The sequence below is a fragment of the Rhodococcus sp. 14-2483-1-2 genome (assembly GCF_002259405.1).
Taxonomy (GTDB): Bacteria; Actinomycetota; Actinomycetes; order Mycobacteriales; family Mycobacteriaceae; genus Rhodococcoides.
Map to the genome: position 1 here is coordinate 1 of NZ_NPFW01000014.1, position 19153 is coordinate 19153.

At 63.6% G+C, this 19153-nt stretch carries 22 protein-coding genes; 10 read left to right on the forward strand and 12 right to left on the reverse strand.

The genetic code is table 11. The features are described 5' to 3' along the window. The 7 genes from CH295_RS13400 to CH295_RS13430 form a co-directional block, all read right to left on the reverse strand. A partial coding sequence (locus CH295_RS13400; RefSeq protein WP_094741015.1) for a CbtB-domain containing protein occupies positions 1–164 on the reverse strand: 164 nt, incomplete at its 3' end. A gap of 45 nt (positions 165–209) precedes the next feature. Beyond that, positions 210–635: a nitrile hydratase accessory protein gene (locus CH295_RS13405; protein WP_037190500.1), complete on the reverse strand. Its 426-nt coding sequence runs from the start codon at positions 633–635 to the stop codon at positions 210–212. Then, positions 632–1234: a nitrile hydratase subunit alpha gene (gene nthA, locus CH295_RS13410; protein WP_094632548.1), complete on the reverse strand. Its 603-nt coding sequence runs from the start codon at positions 1232–1234 to the stop codon at positions 632–634. The genes CH295_RS13405 and nthA overlap by 4 nt, the downstream gene beginning before the upstream one ends. Beyond that, positions 1231–1938 carry a nitrile hydratase subunit beta gene (gene nthB, locus CH295_RS13415; protein WP_037190497.1) on the reverse strand — a complete coding sequence of 236 codons (708 nt, stop codon included), beginning with the start codon at positions 1936–1938 and terminating at the stop codon, positions 1231–1233. Before nthB ends, nthA begins: the two co-directional genes overlap by 4 nt. Before the next feature lie 27 nt (positions 1939–1965). Next, on the reverse strand, positions 1966–3528 hold the full coding sequence (locus CH295_RS13420) for an amidase (protein ID WP_094741016.1): 1563 nt from the start codon (positions 3526–3528) through the stop codon (positions 1966–1968). A 222-nt stretch (positions 3529–3750) separates the two neighbouring features. Then, positions 3751–5148: an ABC transporter substrate-binding protein gene (locus CH295_RS13425; RefSeq protein ID WP_094741017.1), complete on the reverse strand. Its 1398-nt coding sequence runs from the start codon at positions 5146–5148 to the stop codon at positions 3751–3753. A gap of 42 nt (positions 5149–5190) precedes the next feature. Further along, positions 5191–5571, reverse strand: coding sequence for an ArsR/SmtB family transcription factor (locus tag CH295_RS13430; RefSeq protein ID WP_037190493.1), 381 nt, complete (start codon positions 5569–5571; stop codon positions 5191–5193). Positions 5572–5841: 270 nt separating this feature from the next. Between CH295_RS13430 and CH295_RS13435 the strand changes: the two genes are divergently transcribed. Continuing rightward, a complete protein-coding gene (locus CH295_RS13435) occupies positions 5842–6144 on the forward strand; it encodes a WhiB family transcriptional regulator (protein ID WP_008713079.1) in 303 nt (100 codons plus the stop codon). A 262-nt stretch (positions 6145–6406) separates the two neighbouring features. Here the strand turns inward: CH295_RS13435 and CH295_RS13440 are convergent, their stop codons facing one another. Further along, positions 6407–6919 carry a MarR family winged helix-turn-helix transcriptional regulator gene (locus tag CH295_RS13440; RefSeq protein ID WP_094741018.1) on the reverse strand — a complete coding sequence of 171 codons (513 nt, stop codon included), beginning with the start codon at positions 6917–6919 and terminating at the stop codon, positions 6407–6409. Between the two features lie 77 nt (positions 6920–6996). Between CH295_RS13440 and CH295_RS13445 the strand changes: the two genes are divergently transcribed. From CH295_RS13445 to CH295_RS13455, 3 genes are read left to right on the forward strand one after another with little or no spacing between them, the layout of a single operon-like run. Then, positions 6997–7719 (forward strand): SDR family NAD(P)-dependent oxidoreductase, encoded by a 723-nt coding sequence (locus CH295_RS13445; protein WP_094741019.1) that lies wholly within the window; start codon positions 6997–6999, stop codon positions 7717–7719. Between the two features lie 54 nt (positions 7720–7773). Beyond that, positions 7774–8484 (forward strand): DUF2637 domain-containing protein, encoded by a 711-nt coding sequence (locus tag CH295_RS13450; RefSeq protein WP_094741020.1) that lies wholly within the window; start codon positions 7774–7776, stop codon positions 8482–8484. Between the two features lie 22 nt (positions 8485–8506). Further along, the gene (locus CH295_RS13455) at positions 8507–9019 is read left to right on the forward strand and encodes a DUF427 domain-containing protein (RefSeq protein WP_037190491.1); all 513 of its coding nucleotides are present in this window, start codon (positions 8507–8509) and stop codon (positions 9017–9019) included. Positions 9020–9023: 4 nt separating this feature from the next. Here CH295_RS13455 and CH295_RS13460 read toward each other — a convergent pair whose 3' ends face one another. Genes CH295_RS13460 through CH295_RS13470 form a run of 3 tightly spaced genes read right to left on the reverse strand, consistent with a single transcriptional unit; the run spans position 9024 to position 13020 of the window. Further along, the gene (locus tag CH295_RS13460) at positions 9024–10070 is read right to left on the reverse strand and encodes an NHL repeat-containing protein (RefSeq protein ID WP_252342033.1); all 1047 of its coding nucleotides are present in this window, start codon (positions 10068–10070) and stop codon (positions 9024–9026) included. Continuing rightward, the gene (gene bluB / locus CH295_RS13465; protein WP_170945919.1) at positions 10067–10687 is read right to left on the reverse strand and encodes a 5,6-dimethylbenzimidazole synthase; all 621 of its coding nucleotides are present in this window, start codon (positions 10685–10687) and stop codon (positions 10067–10069) included. The genes CH295_RS13460 and bluB overlap by 4 nt, the downstream gene beginning before the upstream one ends. An 11-nt stretch (positions 10688–10698) precedes the next feature. Further along, entirely contained in the window at positions 10699–13020 is a 2322-nt protein-coding gene (locus CH295_RS13470) for a putative bifunctional diguanylate cyclase/phosphodiesterase (protein WP_094741022.1), read from the reverse strand. Between the two features lie 110 nt (positions 13021–13130). Between CH295_RS13470 and CH295_RS13475 the strand changes: the two genes are divergently transcribed. The 3 genes from CH295_RS13475 to CH295_RS13485 all read left to right on the forward strand — a co-directional run bounded on the left by CH295_RS13475 (position 13131) and on the right by CH295_RS13485 (position 16403). Next, on the forward strand, positions 13131–13724 hold the full coding sequence (locus CH295_RS13475) for a TetR/AcrR family transcriptional regulator (protein WP_094741023.1): 594 nt from the start codon (positions 13131–13133) through the stop codon (positions 13722–13724). Between the two features lie 301 nt (positions 13725–14025). Beyond that, the gene (locus CH295_RS13480) at positions 14026–14703 is read left to right on the forward strand and encodes a DUF4956 domain-containing protein (protein ID WP_037190487.1); all 678 of its coding nucleotides are present in this window, start codon (positions 14026–14028) and stop codon (positions 14701–14703) included. Positions 14704–14771: 68 nt separating this feature from the next. Further along, complete coding sequence (locus tag CH295_RS13485) at positions 14772–16403, forward strand: CotH kinase family protein (protein WP_353955471.1); 1632 nt, start codon at positions 14772–14774, stop codon at positions 16401–16403. Between the two features lie 11 nt (positions 16404–16414). Here the strand turns inward: CH295_RS13485 and CH295_RS27780 are convergent, their stop codons facing one another. Next, positions 16415–16582: a S4 domain-containing protein gene (locus tag CH295_RS27780; RefSeq protein ID WP_155292901.1), complete on the reverse strand. Its 168-nt coding sequence runs from the start codon at positions 16580–16582 to the stop codon at positions 16415–16417. Positions 16583–16648: 66 nt separating this feature from the next. Here CH295_RS27780 and CH295_RS13490 point away from each other — a divergent pair, with 66 nt between their 5' ends. The 3 genes from CH295_RS13490 to CH295_RS13500 are packed head-to-tail and all read left to right on the forward strand — an operon-like array spanning position 16649 to position 19150. After that, positions 16649–17542: a hypothetical protein gene (locus CH295_RS13490; protein ID WP_170945891.1), complete on the forward strand. Its 894-nt coding sequence runs from the start codon at positions 16649–16651 to the stop codon at positions 17540–17542. Positions 17543–17589: 47 nt separating this feature from the next. Further along, positions 17590–18507, forward strand: coding sequence for a polyphosphate polymerase domain-containing protein (locus CH295_RS13495; RefSeq protein WP_094741025.1), 918 nt, complete (start codon positions 17590–17592; stop codon positions 18505–18507). Positions 18508–18532: 25 nt separating this feature from the next. Continuing rightward, the gene (locus CH295_RS13500; RefSeq protein WP_094741026.1) at positions 18533–19150 is read left to right on the forward strand and encodes a DUF47 domain-containing protein; all 618 of its coding nucleotides are present in this window, start codon (positions 18533–18535) and stop codon (positions 19148–19150) included. The last annotated feature ends 3 nt before the right edge of the window (positions 19151–19153 follow it).

Sequence of the window (19153 nt, forward strand, 5' to 3'; positions counted from 1 at the left end):
TCGTGCATCAACTCGTGCATGTACATGCCACTGCGGGAGATCGCGCCCTGATCGAAACCGACGAGGTAGAGCACGACGAAGGCGAGCAGGATCGTTGCGATCATCACGGTCGAGGCCGCGATCTTCTGCAGGGCGGTGTCGGGTGCTGCGGACAAGGTGGTCATGGGATGTACCGCTTTCGGGTGGTGGTCGAGTGTGTTTTCGAGATTTCAGGTGCGGGCCGGATCGATGCTCACGGGTTCGAGATGCGCCTTGTGGTGGTCGCGATCGGGTGGCGTTGCGAGCACTGTCTCGGTTCGTTCGTCGAGAACCGCGTCGCTGAGCAAGCCGCTACCGGAAAGTCGTGTTTCCAGTGCCGTGAGCCAGTGTTCGTAGTAGGACCAGGGTGATTCCTCGGCCGGATCGTTCCGTTCCTCCCACGACTTGATCGACTCGATCAACGAGAGCTGAAATTCCGACCACTCGAACTGGCGGGCATCGTAGGCCGCGACGGCCATGGCGAAGGCGCGTATCTCCCAGGGTTTGGTGAAGGCGGTGTCGCCACCCGGTACATCGGGGAGGCTGCAGACGAGCTTCTCCACCCGGCGGCGTGCATCGCCGAGTTCGGTTGCGTCCGGGCGGATTGTCGTCGTCATGCCGTCGCCTCGATAGCGGGACCGACGCCGATCATGCTGTCGCGACTGACCAACTCGGCCAGCTGATCCTCGGTCCATCCGTCGGTACCCGCCGGACGCGCAGGAAGTACCCAGTACCGCATCTCGCTGCTCGAGTCCCAGACACGAATCTCCACGTCGTCGGAGACCGTGTAACCGAAGCTCTCGGCCAGTACCTTGCGCGGCTCGCGCACGATCGCGGCCCGGTACTGGGGCTCTTTGTACCAGTTCGGCGGCAGTCCGAGAACGGGCCACGGGTAGCACGAGCAGAGCGTGCAGACGATCACGTTGTGGACTTCGGCGGTGTCTTCCACGACCACCATGTCTTCGCCCTGCAATCCGCCGATGCCGAGTTCGGCGCACGCGCCGGTCGCGTCGGCGAGGAGTCGGGCCTTGAACTCCGGGTCGGACCATGCTTTGGCCACGACCTTGGCACCCAGCTGCGGGCCCACTTCGTTCTCGTAGATCTCGACGAGACGGTCGATGGCCTGGGTGGTCATGATGCCCTTCTCGATCAGCATCGATTCCAACGCCTTGACGCGTGCAGCGATCTCTTCCTGGCTACGAACAAGTCCACTCATACTGCCTGTGCTCCTTCGGTTTTCACGAGTTCGATGTAGGGTTCCCAGACGTCGAAATACACGGCTTGATTGGCGTCAGCGGTCTCCGTGCCCCACAGTTCGTCGGCTTCGAAGCGGACGTTGTAGACGTGCTCGGGACAGTCGCCGAGGTTGTTGCCCGCGGTATCGGGATAGATGAATGTGCCGTGTGCCATCACGATTTTCCCGGTTGCGCCGCGAATGTAGCGCGCCTTCCTGGTGTGGCCGCGGGGTGAGCCGCGCAGCACGCGAACCGTGTCGCCGACCGCGAAGCGTGCGACTTTGTCACTTTCCCTCTTGGCCGGTGCGCCTGCGGGTACGACGGCGTCGATGAAGGCCAACAGTTCGGGATCATCGGCATGATCGGGCAGCGGAGCATCGGGGTTCTTCAGGAAGTGCTCGGTTCGGCGATCGAGTTCGTCGAGGTCCAACTTTCCGGTGCGCTCACCGTGGTACTCGACGGTGTGGATCCAATGTTCGTAGTACGGCGACTTCAGATAGACCGCGGGGTCGATCAGCTCCATGCCGTAACGAAATTGGTCGACTCCGAAGAATCCGCCACGGAAGCACATGGAGAACATGCCGAAAGCGACCTTTTCCCATTCCGCTCGAAATATCGGTTCGTTCTCGGGGACGACAACGGTTCCGATTCCATCGGTTCCGCCGAGGTCGAATACTCCGTTCATCTGTTTCTCCTTCGATGTGATGGGTCGTCAGGGCGACGTGAGGGCAACGCGGCTTCGCGCGGAATCGGGCGTGGGAAACCCGCCGACGAGTTGTTCGTATGCATGACCCACACGCAGCACCGTGGCGTCGTCGAAGTGCTTGCCTACGATCATCATTGCGGCAGGGAGGCCGTCGACCAGATCCGCCGGAACAGACAGCGCCGGGTGTCCGGTCACATCCAACGGGGCTGCGTTGACGACCATCCCGAGGGCCTTGGTGAGGTAGGTGGCACGGTCGATGCCGGCGTCGGGCAACTCGGTGGCGGTATAGGGAAGAGTGGGCATCACCAGTACGTCGTAGGCTTCGAGCGCGGTGTCGTACGCGGCACGAGCCGTCGGAACGAGGTTGCGGGCCTTACCGTAGATCGCCGATCCCAGTGTGGTTGTCCCGTGATGTCCGCACAGCGCAACGAGTTTGACGGTCTCGGACACTTCGTCGGCGTGCTCCATTCGTCGGCCGGCGAAGTACGCCATCTGTTCCGGGTCGTACAGACCACTCGCGTTGAGCCCGTAGCCGTTACCGTCGAGCATCTGGTACGCCGCTCCGTCGGTCGCGATGACGTTCCAGACGTGGAAGGCGTGTCGATGCCACGGAATGCTCACCTCCTCGACCACCGCACCGGCCTCGGCGAAGCGCTGCACTGCAGCTCGGACTGCGGCGTCGACCGCGGGCTGGGAGGACTCGTGGCCGAAACCTTCTGTGACGACGCCGATTCGGAGCCCCTCCACCCCGTGGTCGAGACCCAGGGTGTAGTCGACGGTGGATACGTCCGCGGGCTGGCGGGGATCGTTGCCGTCGGATCCGGCGATGACCGACAGCATCAGGGCCGCGTCGGCGACCGTCCGGGCGATCGGGCCGACGTGGTCGATGGTGCGCTCTATCGGGAAGGCTCCCGTGTACGGAACCAGGCCGAACGTCGGCTTGTGGCCGACGACTCCACAGAACGCGGCCGGAATGCGGATGGACCCACCCTGGTCGCCGCCGATTGCCATGTCGACATCACCGTTGGCGACCAAAGCACCGCTGCCACTGGAGGACCCACCCGCTTCGCGACCGAGATCCCACGGGTTTCGCACCGGTCCCGACGCGGAGGTGAAGCTCGAACCGGAGAAACACAGGTCCTCGCACACCGACTTGCCGACGATCTCGGCCCCGGATTCCAGCAGGCGCGTGACGACGGTGGCGTCGCGTGAGGGGACGAAGCCTTCGAGGGTGCGTGAGCCGTTCATCATCGGCACCCCGGCCACGGCGACGTTGTCCTTGATGGCGACGCGTTTTCCGGCGAGGCGGTCGTCCACCGGCTCGGCCGATCGGATCGCGGTGGTGACGTACCAGGCTCCGAGCGGATTCTCGGCTTCGGAGAGGACTCGATGTTCTCGATCGGGGATGCTGGGCGCGATCTGTGCGTACAACTCGTCCACGACGTCGTAGGACCCGAGAGCCCCGTCGACCAACCCGGCGAACTCCTCACGGTCCGAGGCGCTCAGATCGATCCCGAAATGCTCTGCGGCCGAACCGATCGCATCCGGATCCGGGCGTGAAACTGTCATGTCGTCTCCTGTCGAAACAGCAAGTCGTGTCGGTGTGTCGGAGGGACGAACGCGCCCCTACCCACCGAGGTTCTCTGTACTCGGATCAGGCGACGCTAAAGCAGTTCTAGTCAATGCGTCAATATGTATCGACATATTGGCCGGTAAATTCTGTGTTGCGTCGAGTTCACGCGAATTCAGGGGTGACGAGAAGTGCGTATCGGCTTCTCGCCGGTGTGTGGGCTACCGCGGCCGAAAGATGCCGCCCTGTGACACGGCCAGCATGATGGCGGGCCCCGTCGGACCTTCGTCGACGCGACTCGATGTCGACCGGTCCGACAGGCGTCGACGAAGCGTCTCTCGATCGAGCTCGCTGCGGGTCGCCCCGAGTATCCGAGCGTAGGCAGCGATCGCCTCGTACGTCGTTTCGGACAGTGAGCTCATGGGCGGCTTCGGGCCGGCTTGCAGTGCGTTGTAGCGGTTTTCGAGATCTCTGTGCAGGTCGGTGGCACCCTGGAAGTACGCGAACGCCGCCCATACTCCGTCGGAGGCCGAGGTGCCGATCAGCTGTTGGGTTGCTTCGTCGAGCACCAGGGCCAACGTGCGCGTTGTCGACCGCAGGCCCGCGTCGAAGCATTGTTGCTCGAAGACGACCTCGTCGTGGCCCACCAGCGACGACAGAATCAGCTCCGCCCCGGAGCGCTCGATGTCAGCGATGGTGGAGGAGAAATCCTCGGTCCCGAGGGGCAGGTACGCATCGCCGAGGACCGAACCGTTGTTCTCTGCGACAACTCGTCGCGCAGCCCAGTGCGCGCCGTACGACCAGGAGTACCGGTGTCCGACGAAAAACCATGTACGGCTGTCGGTCTCGGTCATCAACGCAGGAATTCCGGCGCGCGCCTGCGCGAGTGGGCGTTCGCCGAGCCGCACTATGCCGGGATCCGGGCGCCCGCCTTCGTTGAGGACGGTATGCACCACCAGCACATCGCTGTCGGTCAACGCCGACGCCGCAGCGTTGAACGTTGCCGAGGTGACGCAGGCAAAGATGATGCGGCAGCCACTGCGAAGCAGGCGGCGCGTGGCGGTAGCCCCCGCCCGTGAGTCGGATGCGTCGTCGCCTATCAGCAGTTCGACGGGTAGACCGCGAATTCCGCCATCGGCATTGATCTCGTCGACGGCCAATCGAGCCAGAGTCTCGGTGGCTTGCGCGAACACCGCTGCCGATCCTGATTTGCTGACGAGGAGTCCGATGCGGTGGCGATCCGGCCGAAGTGGTTCGGGGGGACCGTAACCACGTTTGTGCGCCAGCCAGGCCACGCCGTCTCGATCGAGACCGGACTCGAGTACCAATCGGGTGCCGGTGCCGTCGGGGTGGAATCGCAAGGTCAACCGGCCTCGCCAAGGCTGATGATGGACCACCACCACCGATTTCGCCGGTCGCACTGCCGCGACGTGGCCGAGCAGCGTGATGGGCATGCCGGATGCTCCCGTCCCGCCCACCGGCAGGGACACCGACACCGCGGCCCCGACGACCAGCCGGGTGCACTCGAGGTCGAGCAGGTTCCCGTCGAGAAACTGCTGATACGCAACCGCGGGCGGGTGAGGTACGTGGATTTGCGCCGTCACGGACAGGTCGGACATCACGCCACCACGGTCATGTCGATCGAACGCGGACTCCCGGTGTCACGCGCGCCGGCGAGGCCGAGCTTCCGATGCGGCGTCATCGGTGCGGTCGGTACTGGGCGCATCGCTGGGTGCCTGTGCCGCCACCAGGGACCGCTCGAGCACATCACGCAGAAACTGTAGAGCGTCGTTGGCCGGACCGGCTGGGTCCACGGAGAAAAAGCGGTTCCGACCGGCACGCCGTTCGACGATGACCCCGGACATCTTGAGGGCTTTCAGATGAGCCGACACGGTGGTGCGTCCTACCGACGAGATGTGTTCGCTGATGAACCCTGCGCTGCACTCACCGTGCGAGGCCAGGGTGTCCAGGATTTCGCGACGGACCTGATCGGCAAGAGCTGCGAACACCAGCTCTCGACTCTGTTGATCACCGACGTCCATCACTGTCCTCGTCCTGGAATTGGTTGCACCCCGAATAGGTCGACTGGCATCAACATATCGCACGTGGTCGAGGGTCGAAAGCTCTGTCGGTGCATCCGATGCCGCTGATATCCGGTAACGCCCGCCCGAGAGTCGGGTGCCCTTCGGTTCCGAACGGGAATTCAAGCAAGCATGCTTGCTTTTAAGTACTACGAATGACTGAAAGGACTTGTAAAAGTATGACGAATGCGAGATAGTGAGCTTGTTCACTTTTCAGTGAGGAGACAGCTCATGGTGCGAGGCGCACCCGCCAGGCCAGTCCAACTTCCCGTCCCCAACGCAGACGTATGGGACTGGCAACTCGACGGCCTGTGTCGCGGATTGGACTCGTCCGTGTTCTTCCACCCCGAAGGTGAACGAGGCCGCGCTCGCACCTCGCGCGAGAAATCCGCCAAGCAGGTCTGCGGCCGCTGCCCAGTACTCGAACAATGCCGCCAGCACGCCCTCGAGGCGAACGAGCCCTACGGCGTGTGGGGCGGAATGTCTGCACACGATCGCGCCGACTTCTACCGCGGGGCCGTCCGAACCGCTTGATCCTGCGGCGCCGCCGATCGGTGACTTCGTAGACGATCTCGGGATCATCTTCATCAGCTGGTTGCTCACCCACCTCGGAGGGCCCGAAGCGAAGATCGCCGGCCGAGTTCACTGCTCGCAGGCCAGGCTCCCGATTGTGCAGACATGGGTACCGCCCGCCTGGGTTCGCTGAGTCGACCGGCTGCTGCCCCGTTTGGCGAGAGCTCGGCAATGTTCGGTCAATTCCTATGCCGCAGAGAGTGTTCGGGGATTTCTGTATCCGTCAGTGCCCGAGTCTGTCCAGAAGTCTGCTGAGAGTTCGGCGTTCGTGATCGGTGAGGTCGGCAACGAGAGTCTCTTCGTGTGTGAGTAGATCCCGCACCGTTGCTTCGATCAACGCGTGGCCGTCGGCCGTGAGTGTCACTGCGACTGCGCGACGCGACGCATCGGACGGTGATCGGGTTATCCAGCCGGCTTGCTCCGCACGGGCGAGCCGTTGAGAGATGGCACCGGCGGTAACAAGCGATCGCGCGGTCAGTTGTCTGCTGGTGAGTTCGTAGGGCGGACCGGCACGCCGAAGCGTGCTCAGCAGGTCCAAGGTCGCCGGCTCGACGCCGATTCTCGCCAGGGTGCGTCGCCGGTCGTCGGCCAGTCGCTTTGCCGCTTGCCAGAGCGGGGTGATGACCTCGATGGATGAGGTCGGCGCGTCGGGCAATTCTCTTCGCCACGCGGCCGCTATCTCGGCAGCGGAGATCGGCGTGCCTGTACCTACCGGATAGTCCTCGTCCTCGTGCATCGATCGCGCTCCATCTTCTCGTTGGGTACATTCGACCGGAATGTTTAGCGCTGAACGTGAACGAAAGGAAGTCTGCCATGTCCCGTCTCGTTCTCGTCACAGGCGGTTCGAGCGGTCTCGGAAAGGCGATCGCCGTCCGGTTCCTGGCCGGGGGTGACTCGGTGGTGATCACCGGCCGGACCGCAGACACCGTCGAGCAGTCCGCGCAGGAGATCGGTGCGCGAGGCGTCCGGTGCGATGCGTCGTCACCGACCGATGTCGAGGCCTTGTGCGGCGGGCTCGGAGGACGTGTCGACGTGCTGGTCAATACGGCCGGCGGCAACACCGATCTGTCGGCCTCCGGGCGCGGTGAATCGCTGAGCGGGATCGCGGCTGCTTGGCGAGCAAATCTGGAGGCCAACCTGATCAGTGCGGTCCTCACCACCATGGCCGTACTACCGCTGATCCCCTCGGGCGGCAGCGTCGTCAATGTCGGCTCCATCGGTGCGGAGTATGCAGGCTCCTCATATGGGGCCGCCAAAGCTGCGGTCGCAGCGTGGACTGCCGGGCTGTCTGCACAGGTCGGTCCGCGCGGCATCACCGCCAACACGATCTCGCCCGGCTACATCGAAGACACTGCGTTCTTTCACGGACAGCTCAGCGACGAACGACGCGACGCTCTGATTGCGGCTACACACGATCAGCGAGCAGGCAAGCCTGACGACATCGCAGCAGCGACCTTGTTTCTCGCATCCGACGGTGCCCGGCACATCACCGGACAGAACCTCCATATCAACGGCGGTGCATTCACCACGCGATGAACCGGCACGTTGCTCCACCGAACTTGTCGGTGGCTTCGTGTTTCATGACGACCCATGAACAAGGTCCTGCGTGCGACGCTCGTCAGTGCGGTCGTCATCACCACCGTCATCGGAATTGCGTCGTTCGTGCTGAGTTTCGCTGCACTGTGGGATCTCGCCACGATGGCAGGCGTTCCGCGTTCGCTGTCGTGGCTGTGGCCGGTGATCGTCGACGGCACCATCCTGCAGGCCACGATCTCCGTCATCGCGCTCGCCCAATTCGAGGATCAGCACAGTGGCCGACGCTTCTTCTGGGGCGTGTTGATCACGGCGGCTCTGGTGAGTATCGGCGCAAATGCCATGCACGCCTTCATTTCCGACGCCGGAACCCTGCATCCCGCTCTGTCGGCGGCCATTGCGACCGTCGCCCCGGTGAGTCTGTTGGCCGCAACCCACGGACTCGGCATCCTCGTTCGGGTACCCGCAGAACTGCCGAAGACCATCGACATCGTCGACGACGAAAAACCTGCCGTCGACGAGTGGGCTTTCGTCCCGCAGGCCGAACCCGTGACACCTGCGCCCGAACTTCCCACACCCGAGATACCGGCACCCGCGCCGACAGAACGCGCCGAGAAGCCGGTCCGCACCGAACCGGTCCGCACCGAACACCGCCCGCCCGAATCTTCGGTCACCTCGGTGCGCACGGTCGAGCCTCTCGACGACGTCGATCGCTGGATTCTCGACGAGGAACGGGTGGACGATCTCTATCCCGTCGACGCCCCGTGACAGCCGGTGGCACCATCGAAGTATGAGTTCACATCTGCCGAGATCCGTTGTTCCCGAGAAGCCGAAGCCGGGCCAGGAGTCCGTCTGGGATTACCCCCGTCCGCCCAAGCTCGAGTCCTCGAACCGTTCCCTCGTCGTTCGGCTCGGCGGCGAGGTGGTCGCCCGCACCACCGCCGCGTACCGAGTACTGGAAACGAGCCACCCACCGACCTGGTACATCTCGCCCGCAGACGTGGTTCCGGGTGCGTTGACCCCCTCGGAGGCCCGGTCGACGCACTGCGAATGGAAGGGTGCCGCCACCTACTGGGACGTACACGGCGGAGATGCCGTCGCACCCGCCGCGGGGTGGAGTTACGAGAACCCCACTCCTCGGTTCGCCGAGATCGCCGGATACCTGGCGTTCTCGCCCAGTCGCCTCGACTGCGAGATCGACGGCGAAGCGGTCCGGCCCCAGGAAGGCGGGTTCTACGAGGGCTGGATCACCGACGACGTCGTCGGGCCGTTCAAAGGAATCCCGGGGTCCTACGGCTGGTGACGGCCTAGCTGCCAGGCAACTCCGCGCGAGTGATGATCTGAATCGAACTGCTCGCGCCGGGGTCGCTGCCGGTCACCAACACGTCCCCGGTGCGCGGATCGACAGCGACCGAATTGGCCTGCGTCACCGTCGGAACATCGCCCAGAGTTCGCGGAGCAGTGGGATCCGATACGTCGACCACTCGCAGTACGTTCGATGCGGTCAGAGTCACGAACAGCAACCGGCGTTCGGGATCGACGGCCAACCCGTACGGGTTGCCCGGCGCATCGATCGACGCGATCTGACGAATGCCCCCGGCAGCATCGACCGCTGCGAGAAGGACCGCACCGCCGTCGGTGTCGGCGAACGCGGCCACCGTCTGATTCACCGTCACCGCATGCGTGAGCTTGACGCCGATCGGAGCCTGCGCCACCTCCCGCTGCGTTGCGCCTTCGTAGACCCACACACCGTTGCCCTGCACGTCCGCGACGGCCGCGAACGGACCGAGAGCGGCGACACCACCGGGTTGGACGGGACCCGGCGGTAGTTCCGACACGACCGAACCGTCACGCAGGAATATCACCCCGCCGCCCATCTCGTTGGTGGCCACGATCGTGCCGTCGGAGGTCCGCACTGCATCGTGTGGTTGACGGCCGACTCCGGTGACGGTCGACAGAATTGCGCCGTCGGCGAGTGAGATCTCGAGCAATTCGTCGCTGCCCTCGAGTGGAACCAACACCGGGCCATCCGGACCGGCCAGTGAGAGATGACGCGGCGCACCCGTCGTCGTGACCATCTGCCGCACGGCACCGGTCGCCGCGTCGAACAGCACAACGCCGTCGGGCTCACGCACCCCGGCAGCAGCGATCCCGGATGTTCCGACCACAACACCTTCGGGAGCGCCCGCAAGTGGAACGACGGTGCCGATCGGGTCGGCCGAATCCGGGGCCTGTGCAGGCTCGGCAGCGGGAGTGGTTGCCGGAGTGGACGGTTCGGTCGGGGACTCGGCTGCAGAGCAGCCGGCCACGAGCAGGCAGGCAGTGGCCACCGCAACCAGCCGCGCGCGCATCATCGGCGGTACTGCTCGAAGTGCAGGGCGTCGTCCAGCGGGCGGCGGGTGCGCCAGCCGAAGCGTTCCAGATCGGGTACCTCCTGAAACGACTCGACCGGGCCCACACACAGCCAGGCGATCGGGCGGACCGGCGCGGGGATGTCGAGCAGTTCGGTGAGATACGGCTCGTCGTAGAACGATACCCAGCCGACGCCGACGTTCTCGGCTATTGCTGCGAGCCAGAGGTTTTCGATGGCGAGTACGGCGGAGAACAGGCCGGTGTCGTCGACGGTGTCGCGGCCGAGGACGTGCCGTCCTCCACGGTCGGGATCGTAGGTGACGACCACACCGGTTCCGCTCGTCTCGATTCCCTCGATACGGATGGGGTCGAACGTCTTTCGGCGCTCGGCGTCGAGCTTGTCCGCGAAATCTTGTCGGCATCCGGCCACGTGCGCGGCGAAGGCGCTCAGTGTGTCGGGCTTGCGGACGACGACGAAGTCCCAGGGCTGGGTGTTGCCGACACTCGGGGCCTGATGCGCCGCGCCGAGGATTCGGCGCAGAGTCTCGTCGTCGACGACGGTTCCGTCGAACTCGGCGCGAACGTCGCGGCGAGATCGAATCGCGGCGTACACCGACAGAGCTGCCTCGGTCATGATATCCGTTCTCCTGTAGCAGTGTTCAGACGCGCGTCGATTTCGGCGACGAGGGCGGGTAGTCGGTCTGCCGAGGTGGGACGGCCGAGATGGTAACCCTGCGCTCGTCCGCACCGTAGCTCGCGCAACGTCGTCATCGTCACCTCGTCCTCCACTCCCTCTGCCGTCACCGACAGTCCCAGCGTACGGGCGAGTTCGACGGTCGATCGCACGATGGCTTCGTGCGCCGGGTTGTGTGCCATGCCGCCGATGAAGGTGCGGTCGATCTTCAACTCCTGTACCGGCAACCTCTCGATGTACGCGAGCGAGCTGTAGCCGGTGCCGTAGTCGTCGATGGCGACCTGCACACCCATCGCATGCAGAATCGACAGCGCCTCGGTAGCGCCGACCGGGTCGGTCATCGCCGAGGTCTCGGTCACCTCCAAGGTCAATCGACCAGGTGGACAATCGAATTCCTTCAACGCCGTGCACACCTGTCCGATGAGGGTGTCGTCGAACAGATTGCGGGTCGAGATGTTGACGGCGATGCTCAACTCCAGTCCGTCGGACATCCACTGCCTGCGTTGGGCGAGGGCGTGGGTGAGGACGTAGCTCGTCAGTGGCCGGATCAGTCCGGTGCGTTCGGCGGTGGGCAGGAATGCACTGGGGGACAGGACTGTGCCGTTCGGATGATGCCACCGCAGCAGTGCTTCCACGCCGACGACGGTCATCGTCGTGAGGTCGACCTGCGGTTGATAGTGCAGTCGCAGTTGATCCGTTTCAAGTGCTGTGGTGAGTTCGCCGAGCATGATGAGTTGCTCGCTCTTGTCCCGGTCCATCGATCGGTCGTAGTACGCGACGCGCGACTGAGCTGCTTTCGCGGCCTGGACGGCGAGGTCGGCGCGCTGGACGAGGCGATCGGGTGTCGTCTCGTCCTCACCGTCTCCGGTCGGAGAAGTCGACGCGACGCCGACGCTCGCTTCGATCAGTAGGGTCATGTTCCCCACCTCGAAGGGTGTGGCGAACCGGAGCTGGATCTCGTGTGCCAACGCGGCCGGATCCATCGACTCCGACGACCCGCACAGGGCAAATTCGTCACCGGCCAAGCGCGCCAACAGAATCGAGTCATCGGCGACCCCTCGCAGGCGCTCGGCGACCAGCACGAGGACCTGATCGCCGAGGCCGCGTCCGAAGGTGTCGTTGATCTCCTTGAATCGGTCGATATCGACGGTCAACACAGTCGATTCACCCGCATTGCCCCAGAGTCGATGTTCGAGGGCGCGCAGGTTGGCCAGGCCGGTGAGGTGATCGGTATCGGCGACGGCACGGAGCTGGACGGTCTGAGTGTGCAACAACCGCAACAGATCGGTGATGCGAATGATCACCAGGACCACCAACGCGAGAGCGCAGAGCAGCACCGCCCATCCCCACTGGGCGATCGGCTCGTCGCGAACGACCTCGATGAACATCACGATCGGCGCAGTCAGGGTGGCCGCGGTCAGCACGACGACCGTGGGAGTGGTGAACGACGCCATCAGGTGGGCGTTGGATTCGATGTTCGGGTTGGTGATGCGCCGCATGGACGGGTGAAGGGCGGCGACGCCGATCAGGACGTAAGAGATGATCCAGCCGACGTCGAACAGAGACCTGTCGGACGAGGAATCCGAGACGATCGCGAAATTGTTCACGGTGTCGGTGACGACCAGCAGCGCAACGGCCACGGTGAGCAGCCGATAGGACAGGGCCCGCCACTGCCTCGAGCCCACGAAGTGCGCCAGGAGTCCCAGGAGAAAGATGTCCATTGCGGGGTACGCGACGTCGACCAGACCGGCGATCCCGGAGATACCCTCGCCGCCGAGCGACGGCTGCACGGCGAACACCCAGGTGAGCAGTCCGAACGCGACCATGACGATGGCGCTGTTGGCTACGTGGCCGCGTTCGCTCGCTCGCCACTTGTGGCGAGCCAGCAGGAACAGGCCGAAGCCGTAGATCGGATAGCCGAGGAGGTACAGCGCATCGGCCAGTGATGGATACGGCACGCTGCCGCGGGTGACGTGGATCCATTCGTAGACGATGTCGCCGAGCACCCACAGTGCGGTTCCGGCGGCGATGGCCAGCCAGGCTCTGCGGTTGGCCGGCCGATGCATCCTGGTACCGATCACGGTGGCAGCGACGGCGGAGGCCCCGACGAGGGCGAAGACCGACTGGGCCCAGACGATCGTCGGGACGAGGAAGTAGACGACGCAGCCGACTGCGCCGAGCGCTGCGTACCACCGCCACCAGGCCGTCACGATTTTCTCCAGCCGTTCACGCCGATCCGACGGCTTCAACAATGTCACACGGACGTGATGTAGGTCACCTGCGCTGCGCGTCCAGTGACAGAAGTATGCCTCAGCGCTACGCTCGGTAAGCGGTACGAAACTGTTTCGATTCGATAAGGGGGCCACGGATGAGCGTCGACGCCCCACGTCGGTCGAGGGTGAGTGTGGAACGCGAGGGCGAATTTCTCGACGCCGCACTCCTGTGCCTCGGCGAGGTCGGTTACGACTCGCTGTCGATGGACCTGGTTGCCGAGCGAGCGCAGTGCAGCAAGGCCACCCTTTACCGGAGATGGTCGAGCAAGGCCGAGATGGTGGTCGCGGCCATCGAATCGGTCGGCCCGCCCCCGTTCGTCGGCATCGATACCGGAGACCTTCGCGGAGATCTGCTCGAGTTGATGAATCGGGTGTCCGAGGGGGCAGAGCACGATCAACGTTTCGCTGCGGCGATCCACCACGCGGTGATGGTCGACGAACAGTTGGCGGCAGCGGTGCGGAGAACGTTCCTCGAACCCGAGGCCAGATTCCTCGAGTCGGTCGTCGTGCGCGCGGTGCAGCGGGGGGAATTGTCGAGCAGGCCGAGATCGGCAGACTTTCTGCAGTACATGGTCTTCAGCGCAATCATGACTGGCCCATTGACCGACGCCAAGCCTTTGGATTCGGAATACCGAACGCGAATAATCGACGAAGTAATTCTGCCGTCACTTCGCTCGACGACCGTCTGACGGCGTTTGTACAACATGTACACGTAATCGATTGACCCGCAACGCAACTGAAAAATTGAACCGACCGGCGTCCGACTGGGGCGCCGGATCGAGTTCGTTCGAAGTTCCACTGCTGCCAGGAAATGAACGGCTGAATTGGCAGGAAACTGCCAGCTTCTGAGGTGGAAATTCCGTCCAGATTGTCTCTAGGGTTAACGGCATCCGAACAAACGGTAAACAGCACTGATTGCGGATGTAGGCGCGTGGGTCACGCGCTCCCCGGTAACCAGTGCGGAATTCGACTCAACTCGATCGGAATGCGATGAATTTCAACATTCAAGACCTGAGCGGAACGTTCTCGACGTTCGACATCGTGGTGTCTCTGACACTGTCGTTCGTTCTGTCGGCCATCATCGGCTGGGTCTACCGACTCACCCACAAGAACGTCTCGTACAGCCAGTCCTACGTACAAACTCTCGTCACGGTGGGCATGGTCATCAGCTTGATCATGCTGGTCGTCGGATCGAACGTGGCACGGGCGTTCGCCCTCGTCGGTGCGTTGTCCGTCGTCCGATTCCGCAACGCCATCAAGGAAACTCGCGATGTCGGCTTCATCTTCCTCGTCATGGCGATCGGCATGGCCACGGGAACTCGCTTCTACGTGTTGGCCATTGCGGCCACGTTTGCCATCTGCTTGGTCATGGTGGTGATGAGCAAGTTCAACTGGTTCAAACTCGATGTGCAGCGTCAGGTCGTCAAGGTGCAGGTTCCACCCGACGCCGATTACACCGATCTCGTCGAGGACGTACTGATCAAGTACTGCAAAGAGTTCGAGCTCGTCAGTACCGAATCGGTGCGATCGGGTGCGCTGACCGAGTTGTACTTCACGGCCCAACTCAGATCGGGCAAGAAACCCGGTGAGTTGATCGCAGCGCTCAGTGAGGTCAATACCGGACAACGGGTTTCGGTACTCACCGGATACGACCAGACGGACATCTGATCGTGGCCGACCCGAACGCGAACTTTCCCACCGCTCCGACAACCCTGCGAAGGAGGCTCGTCCACCGAGTGCCTCGGACGGTGCGGCAGCATTGGAAAATTGCTGCCACACTGCTGGTGTTCGTCGTGGTGATGGCGACCGTGTTCGGGTCGACCCGGATCCGCCCGTACATCACCGGCGATGCAACCGTCATCGCCTCCGAGATCACCGAGAACGTCCAGGGTACGGTCGATCTGTTCGATACCACTGTGTCGCACTCGATTTCGGTGGATATCGACGCCGGCGACTACCAGACCCTGAAGGACTCGTTCCAGAACGAGGGTGTCAAGGAATCGGTACCCGCAGACATCACCATCGACGGCACCCTGATCTCGGACGTCGGTATTCGGTTGAAGGGCAACTCGACGCTGAGCACGCTGAGCAACGACGACGGCACGATGCCGGGACGCGGTGGTGGCAACGCCGGCGCGGACGGCGCAGCAGCTCCTGCGGACGGCGCAGCCATGCCCGAGGGCGGGGGAATGCCGGAGGGTGCAACCATGCCGGACGGCGCAGCCATGCCCGAGGGCGGGGGAATGCCGGAGGGCGCAGCCATGCCGGAGGGTGCAGCCATGCCCGAGGGCGGGGGTATGCCCGGTGGTGCCGGGATGGCCATGTTCGGTGAACCGCTCAGTTTCGATGAGCCCGAGGATCTTCCGTTTCTGATCGACTTCGCCGAGTACTCCGAGGGCCGGGCGTATCAGGGTCACACCACGCTCTCGCTGCGGCCGTACACTCCGGCGTTGAACGAGTCGGTTTCTCTTGCGATCACCGAGGCTTCGGGCCAGGCGACCCAGGACTTCACCTACACCACGTATTCGGTGAACGACTCGACCGAGACGACGCGACTGGTGGTCGTCGCTCCCGATGACGACTACGCCAATTCTCTGCACGACGGCGACGGGGTGTTGTACAAGACCGGCGCAAATGCGAGTTTCACGTATCAGGGCGATGATCAGACCACCTACGCCGAGCAGTTCACCCAGATCAATGCCCGCGGCACAGCGGACCTGCAACCGATCATCACGCTGCTGAAGTGGCTCGACGGTGCCGACCAGGCCGAATTCGATGCGCATCTGGCCGACTACGTCGACGTCGACTCGCTGGCGAATTACCTTGCACTGCAGAACTTGCTGGGCAACGGCGACGACATGGGCGGACCGGGAAAGAACTTCTACCTCTACTACGACCTGGACACGAAGAAGTTCTCCGTCGTGTCGTGGGATCTCAACCTGGCTCTGAATTCCGATTCCACCGCCGGGGCGCACGACGAAGTCTCGATGATTCCCGGTGGCGGAGGAGCCGGAGGCGGTGGCATGCCGCAGATGCCCGAGGGCTTCACACCACCGGAGGGAATGGAGATCCCGGAGGGTGGGGGCATGCCCGAAGGTGGACCGATGCTGGGTAATTCGCTCAAGGACATGTTCTTGGACTCGACGGAATTCACCGACGAATACGACGCTGCGTACCGCACGATCTACGACGAGTTGTGGGCCAGTGGTCGAGTACTCGACATCGTCGACGAGGTTGCCGCATCCGTTCCCACGTCGGCCGGGCTCACCCAGGAGGAGATCGACGCCGACGCTGCCGAATTGAAGTCACGGCTGCAGATCCGAATCGACGCACTCGCCGACGATCCTGTCGTGACGGGATCGTCGTGATGTCCCGGCGGTCAGCGCAGGGTCAGGGTGTCTGCCGGGGAAACCTCGCGGCGGGGGTCGCGCAGCGGCATGCCGTTGATCAGGACCATTCCCTCCATTACGAAGGAGGCGGCCTGCGACAGCGTGCGCGCAGTGCCTGTGGCAACCAACAACTCGGGAACAGAAGTTCGACCGTTCATGACCTGATGCTGCTCCCGAGCGGTGACCGTCGACGCTCGATCGCGTGGCGGGTAGGCGACAGTCAGGTGAACACTCGGAGACGGCGGGTCGGCGTGATGGTCGCTGTGTGCGGGGTCGGCGCCTCGGTGCTCGCGTCGTGCACCTCGGCCCAACCCCCAGCGACCCAACCCCCGGCAGCCCAACCCTCAGCCGCCGCGGGATTCGAAACCTGGTGCACCCCCACCGACTCGGGCCTGTCCGAGTTGTCGGGTCTGGCGTGGACGGGCGATACCGGCTACGCGATCGGGGACCGCGGCAGCGACGACCGGCTGGCGGTGCTCGACCGTGCCTGCGAGGTGACCGGGTGGGTCGACGTCGGAGTCGAGACGGTCGACGTCGAGGACATGGCCGTCGACAGCGCGGGGATCGTGTGGCTCGCCGACACCGGCGACAACGACGGTGAACGCGAGAGCGTCACCCTGATCGGCGTCGATGTCCGGTCCGATCGTCGCACCTCCGTCTCTCTGCGCTACCCGGACGGCGCACACGACGTCGAGGCGTTCGCTCTGACGCCTACCGGGCAACCGGTGTTGATCACCAAGGTCTCGGGCGGTGCGTCCGCAACGATCTACTTGTCCGACGAATCCGTTACCGGCGCAGCAGACACCGTGGATCTGGTTCGCGTCGGAGCAGTGGCCGCAACTGCTGCGGACGGATCGAGTCGGCCGATCACCGGTGCAGCCGTCGATGCCGACGCGACCGTGGGGGCACTGCGAACGAAGAAGGATCTGTTCGTCTTCGATATCGCCGACGGCGATGTGGCAGCAGCATTCTCGGGCGCTCCCGCCGGTGTCGTCGAGGGCCCCGATCAACCACAGGGCGAGGCCGTCGCCTTCACCGACGCGGGTGAACTACTGCTCGCGTCCGAGGCCGACGGAGCCACCGAACTACCCCCGATCGTGTTCGCCGAGCCGAACTGAACGCGGCGTCGCCCGACCATCACACCCACCGAAGGAAGGATCGCTCCATGAGTCTGTTCGACAAATTTCGGCCCAAGGCCGCACTGGAGAAACAGGGTGCTTCGCCGGAAGACCTCAATACCGAGCCCACCGGTTATCAGCAGACTGCCAGCAAGCTGCACTCGTTCAACAGGTACGAGATCAAGTACTTCGTCGCCGAAGCCGACGTCGAACAGGTTCGTGAAGAGTTGACGGCGCGGATGGACACCGATCCGTTCTCGCCCAAGGGTGGCTACCCGGTCACCTCCCTGTACTACGACACCACCGACCTGCGGTTCTACTGGGAGAAGATCGAGGGCCTGAAGTTCCGACGCAAGGTGCGGGTGCGGCTGTACGGGGCACCGTCGGAATGCACGGACGACACACCGGTGCAGATCGAGATCAAGCAGCGCGTCAACAGGGTCACGCAAAAGCGTCGAATCTCGTTGCCCTACGACGTCTCTCAGCGTTGGCTCAATGCCCGTCAGGAGATCGAGTGCGATCCGAGTCAACGTCCGTTCGTCAACGAGGTCAGCACGTTGATCGCCAACCTCGACCTGCGTCCGATGGTCACCACCGGCTATCTACGCGAGGCCTACGTCGGCCGCGAGGCCGATCTCGGTCTGCGGGTGACGATCGACCACAAGGTGCACGGTCGGGATCGCGATTTCCGTTTCGATTCCGGTGCCCAGAACCGTTTCATCATTCCGCCCAAGCTCGCGATCCTGGAGATCAAGGCCAACGAGCGAGTGCCGTACTGGGTGACCGACATGACGGCCCGGATGAACATGTCCGTCATCCGAGTCTCGAAGTACTGCCAGTCCATCGAGGCGTTCGAGATGGCACCGCGATCACGCGCCGGTGCGCCCGAACTCGTCCTTCCCGCCGATGCCGACCATCGCGTGCCGTCGGATCTGCTCGAGCCCTACGCCGGCGCTCGCCGGTAGCCGCCGTACCCCTAGGAGACGGAAGATGTTCGAACGCTTCAAACCCAAGTCCGTTCTGTTCTACGACCTGTTCAACTCCTCTGCTCAGCTGCTGGCCACCGGAGCCAAGACGTTGACCGAACTGCTCGAATCCGCACCGGAGATCGATGCTGTGGCGCGTCGCATGGTCGATCTAGAGCACGAAGCCGACAGCGTCACCCACGACCTGTTCCGCACCTTGAACTCGAGCTTCATCACCCCGTTCGATCGCACCGACATCTACGTCCTCGGTTCGAGCCTCGACGACGTCATGGACCACATGGAAGCGGCGACACATCTGCTCTCGCTCTACCGAATCGGCGAACTCACCCCACACATGCACGACATGATCGACATCCTCGACCGGTCGGCGAAGGTCACGGCGGAAGCCATGCCGAGGTTGGCGTCGATGAAGGATCTCGAGCGCTACTGGATCGAGATCAACGAGCTCGAGAACCGGGCCGATCATGCCTATCGGACATTTCTGGCGGATCTGTTCGACGGCCGTTTCGACGCATTGACAGTGATGAAACTCAAGGGAGTGGGCGACGAACTCGAAGACGCCGCAGACGCTTTCGAGAAGGTAGCGCACGTCATCGAATCCATCGTGCTGAAAGAGACGTGAGTG

Excerpts from the sequence above, each read along its gene's own strand:
- CH295_RS13455 (WP_037190491.1), top strand. The coding sequence starts at position 8,507 with ATGAGTTCACATCTGCCGAGATCCGTTGTTCCCGAGAAGCCGAAGCCG.
- CH295_RS13495 (WP_094741025.1), top strand. The coding sequence starts at position 17,590 with ATGAGTCTGTTCGACAAATTTCGGCCCAAGGCCGCACTGGAGAAACAG.
- CH295_RS13405 (WP_037190500.1), bottom strand. The coding sequence starts at position 635 with ATGACGACGACAATCCGCCCGGACGCAACCGAACTCGGCGATGCACGC.
- CH295_RS13480 (WP_037190487.1), top strand. The coding sequence starts at position 14,026 with ATGAATTTCAACATTCAAGACCTGAGCGGAACGTTCTCGACGTTCGAC.
- CH295_RS27780 (WP_155292901.1), bottom strand. The coding sequence starts at position 16,582 with ATGAACGGTCGAACTTCTGTTCCCGAGTTGTTGGTTGCCACAGGCACT.
- CH295_RS13445 (WP_094741019.1), top strand. The coding sequence starts at position 6,997 with ATGTCCCGTCTCGTTCTCGTCACAGGCGGTTCGAGCGGTCTCGGAAAG.
- CH295_RS13500 (WP_094741026.1), top strand. The coding sequence starts at position 18,533 with ATGTTCGAACGCTTCAAACCCAAGTCCGTTCTGTTCTACGACCTGTTC.
- CH295_RS13435 (WP_008713079.1), top strand. The coding sequence starts at position 5,842 with ATGGTGCGAGGCGCACCCGCCAGGCCAGTCCAACTTCCCGTCCCCAAC.
- CH295_RS13450 (WP_094741020.1), top strand. The coding sequence starts at position 7,774 with ATGAACAAGGTCCTGCGTGCGACGCTCGTCAGTGCGGTCGTCATCACC.
- nthA (WP_094632548.1), bottom strand. The coding sequence starts at position 1,234 with ATGAGTGGACTTGTTCGTAGCCAGGAAGAGATCGCTGCACGCGTCAAG.
- CH295_RS13475 (WP_094741023.1), top strand. The coding sequence starts at position 13,131 with ATGAGCGTCGACGCCCCACGTCGGTCGAGGGTGAGTGTGGAACGCGAG.
- CH295_RS13430 (WP_037190493.1), bottom strand. The coding sequence starts at position 5,571 with ATGGACGTCGGTGATCAACAGAGTCGAGAGCTGGTGTTCGCAGCTCTT.
- nthB (WP_037190497.1), bottom strand. The coding sequence starts at position 1,938 with ATGAACGGAGTATTCGACCTCGGCGGAACCGATGGAATCGGAACCGTT.
- CH295_RS13425 (WP_094741017.1), bottom strand. The coding sequence starts at position 5,148 with ATGTCCGACCTGTCCGTGACGGCGCAAATCCACGTACCTCACCCGCCC.
- CH295_RS13440 (WP_094741018.1), bottom strand. The coding sequence starts at position 6,919 with ATGCACGAGGACGAGGACTATCCGGTAGGTACAGGCACGCCGATCTCC.
- CH295_RS13460 (WP_252342033.1), bottom strand. The coding sequence starts at position 10,070 with ATGATGCGCGCGCGGCTGGTTGCGGTGGCCACTGCCTGCCTGCTCGTG.
- CH295_RS13420 (WP_094741016.1), bottom strand. The coding sequence starts at position 3,528 with ATGACAGTTTCACGCCCGGATCCGGATGCGATCGGTTCGGCCGCAGAG.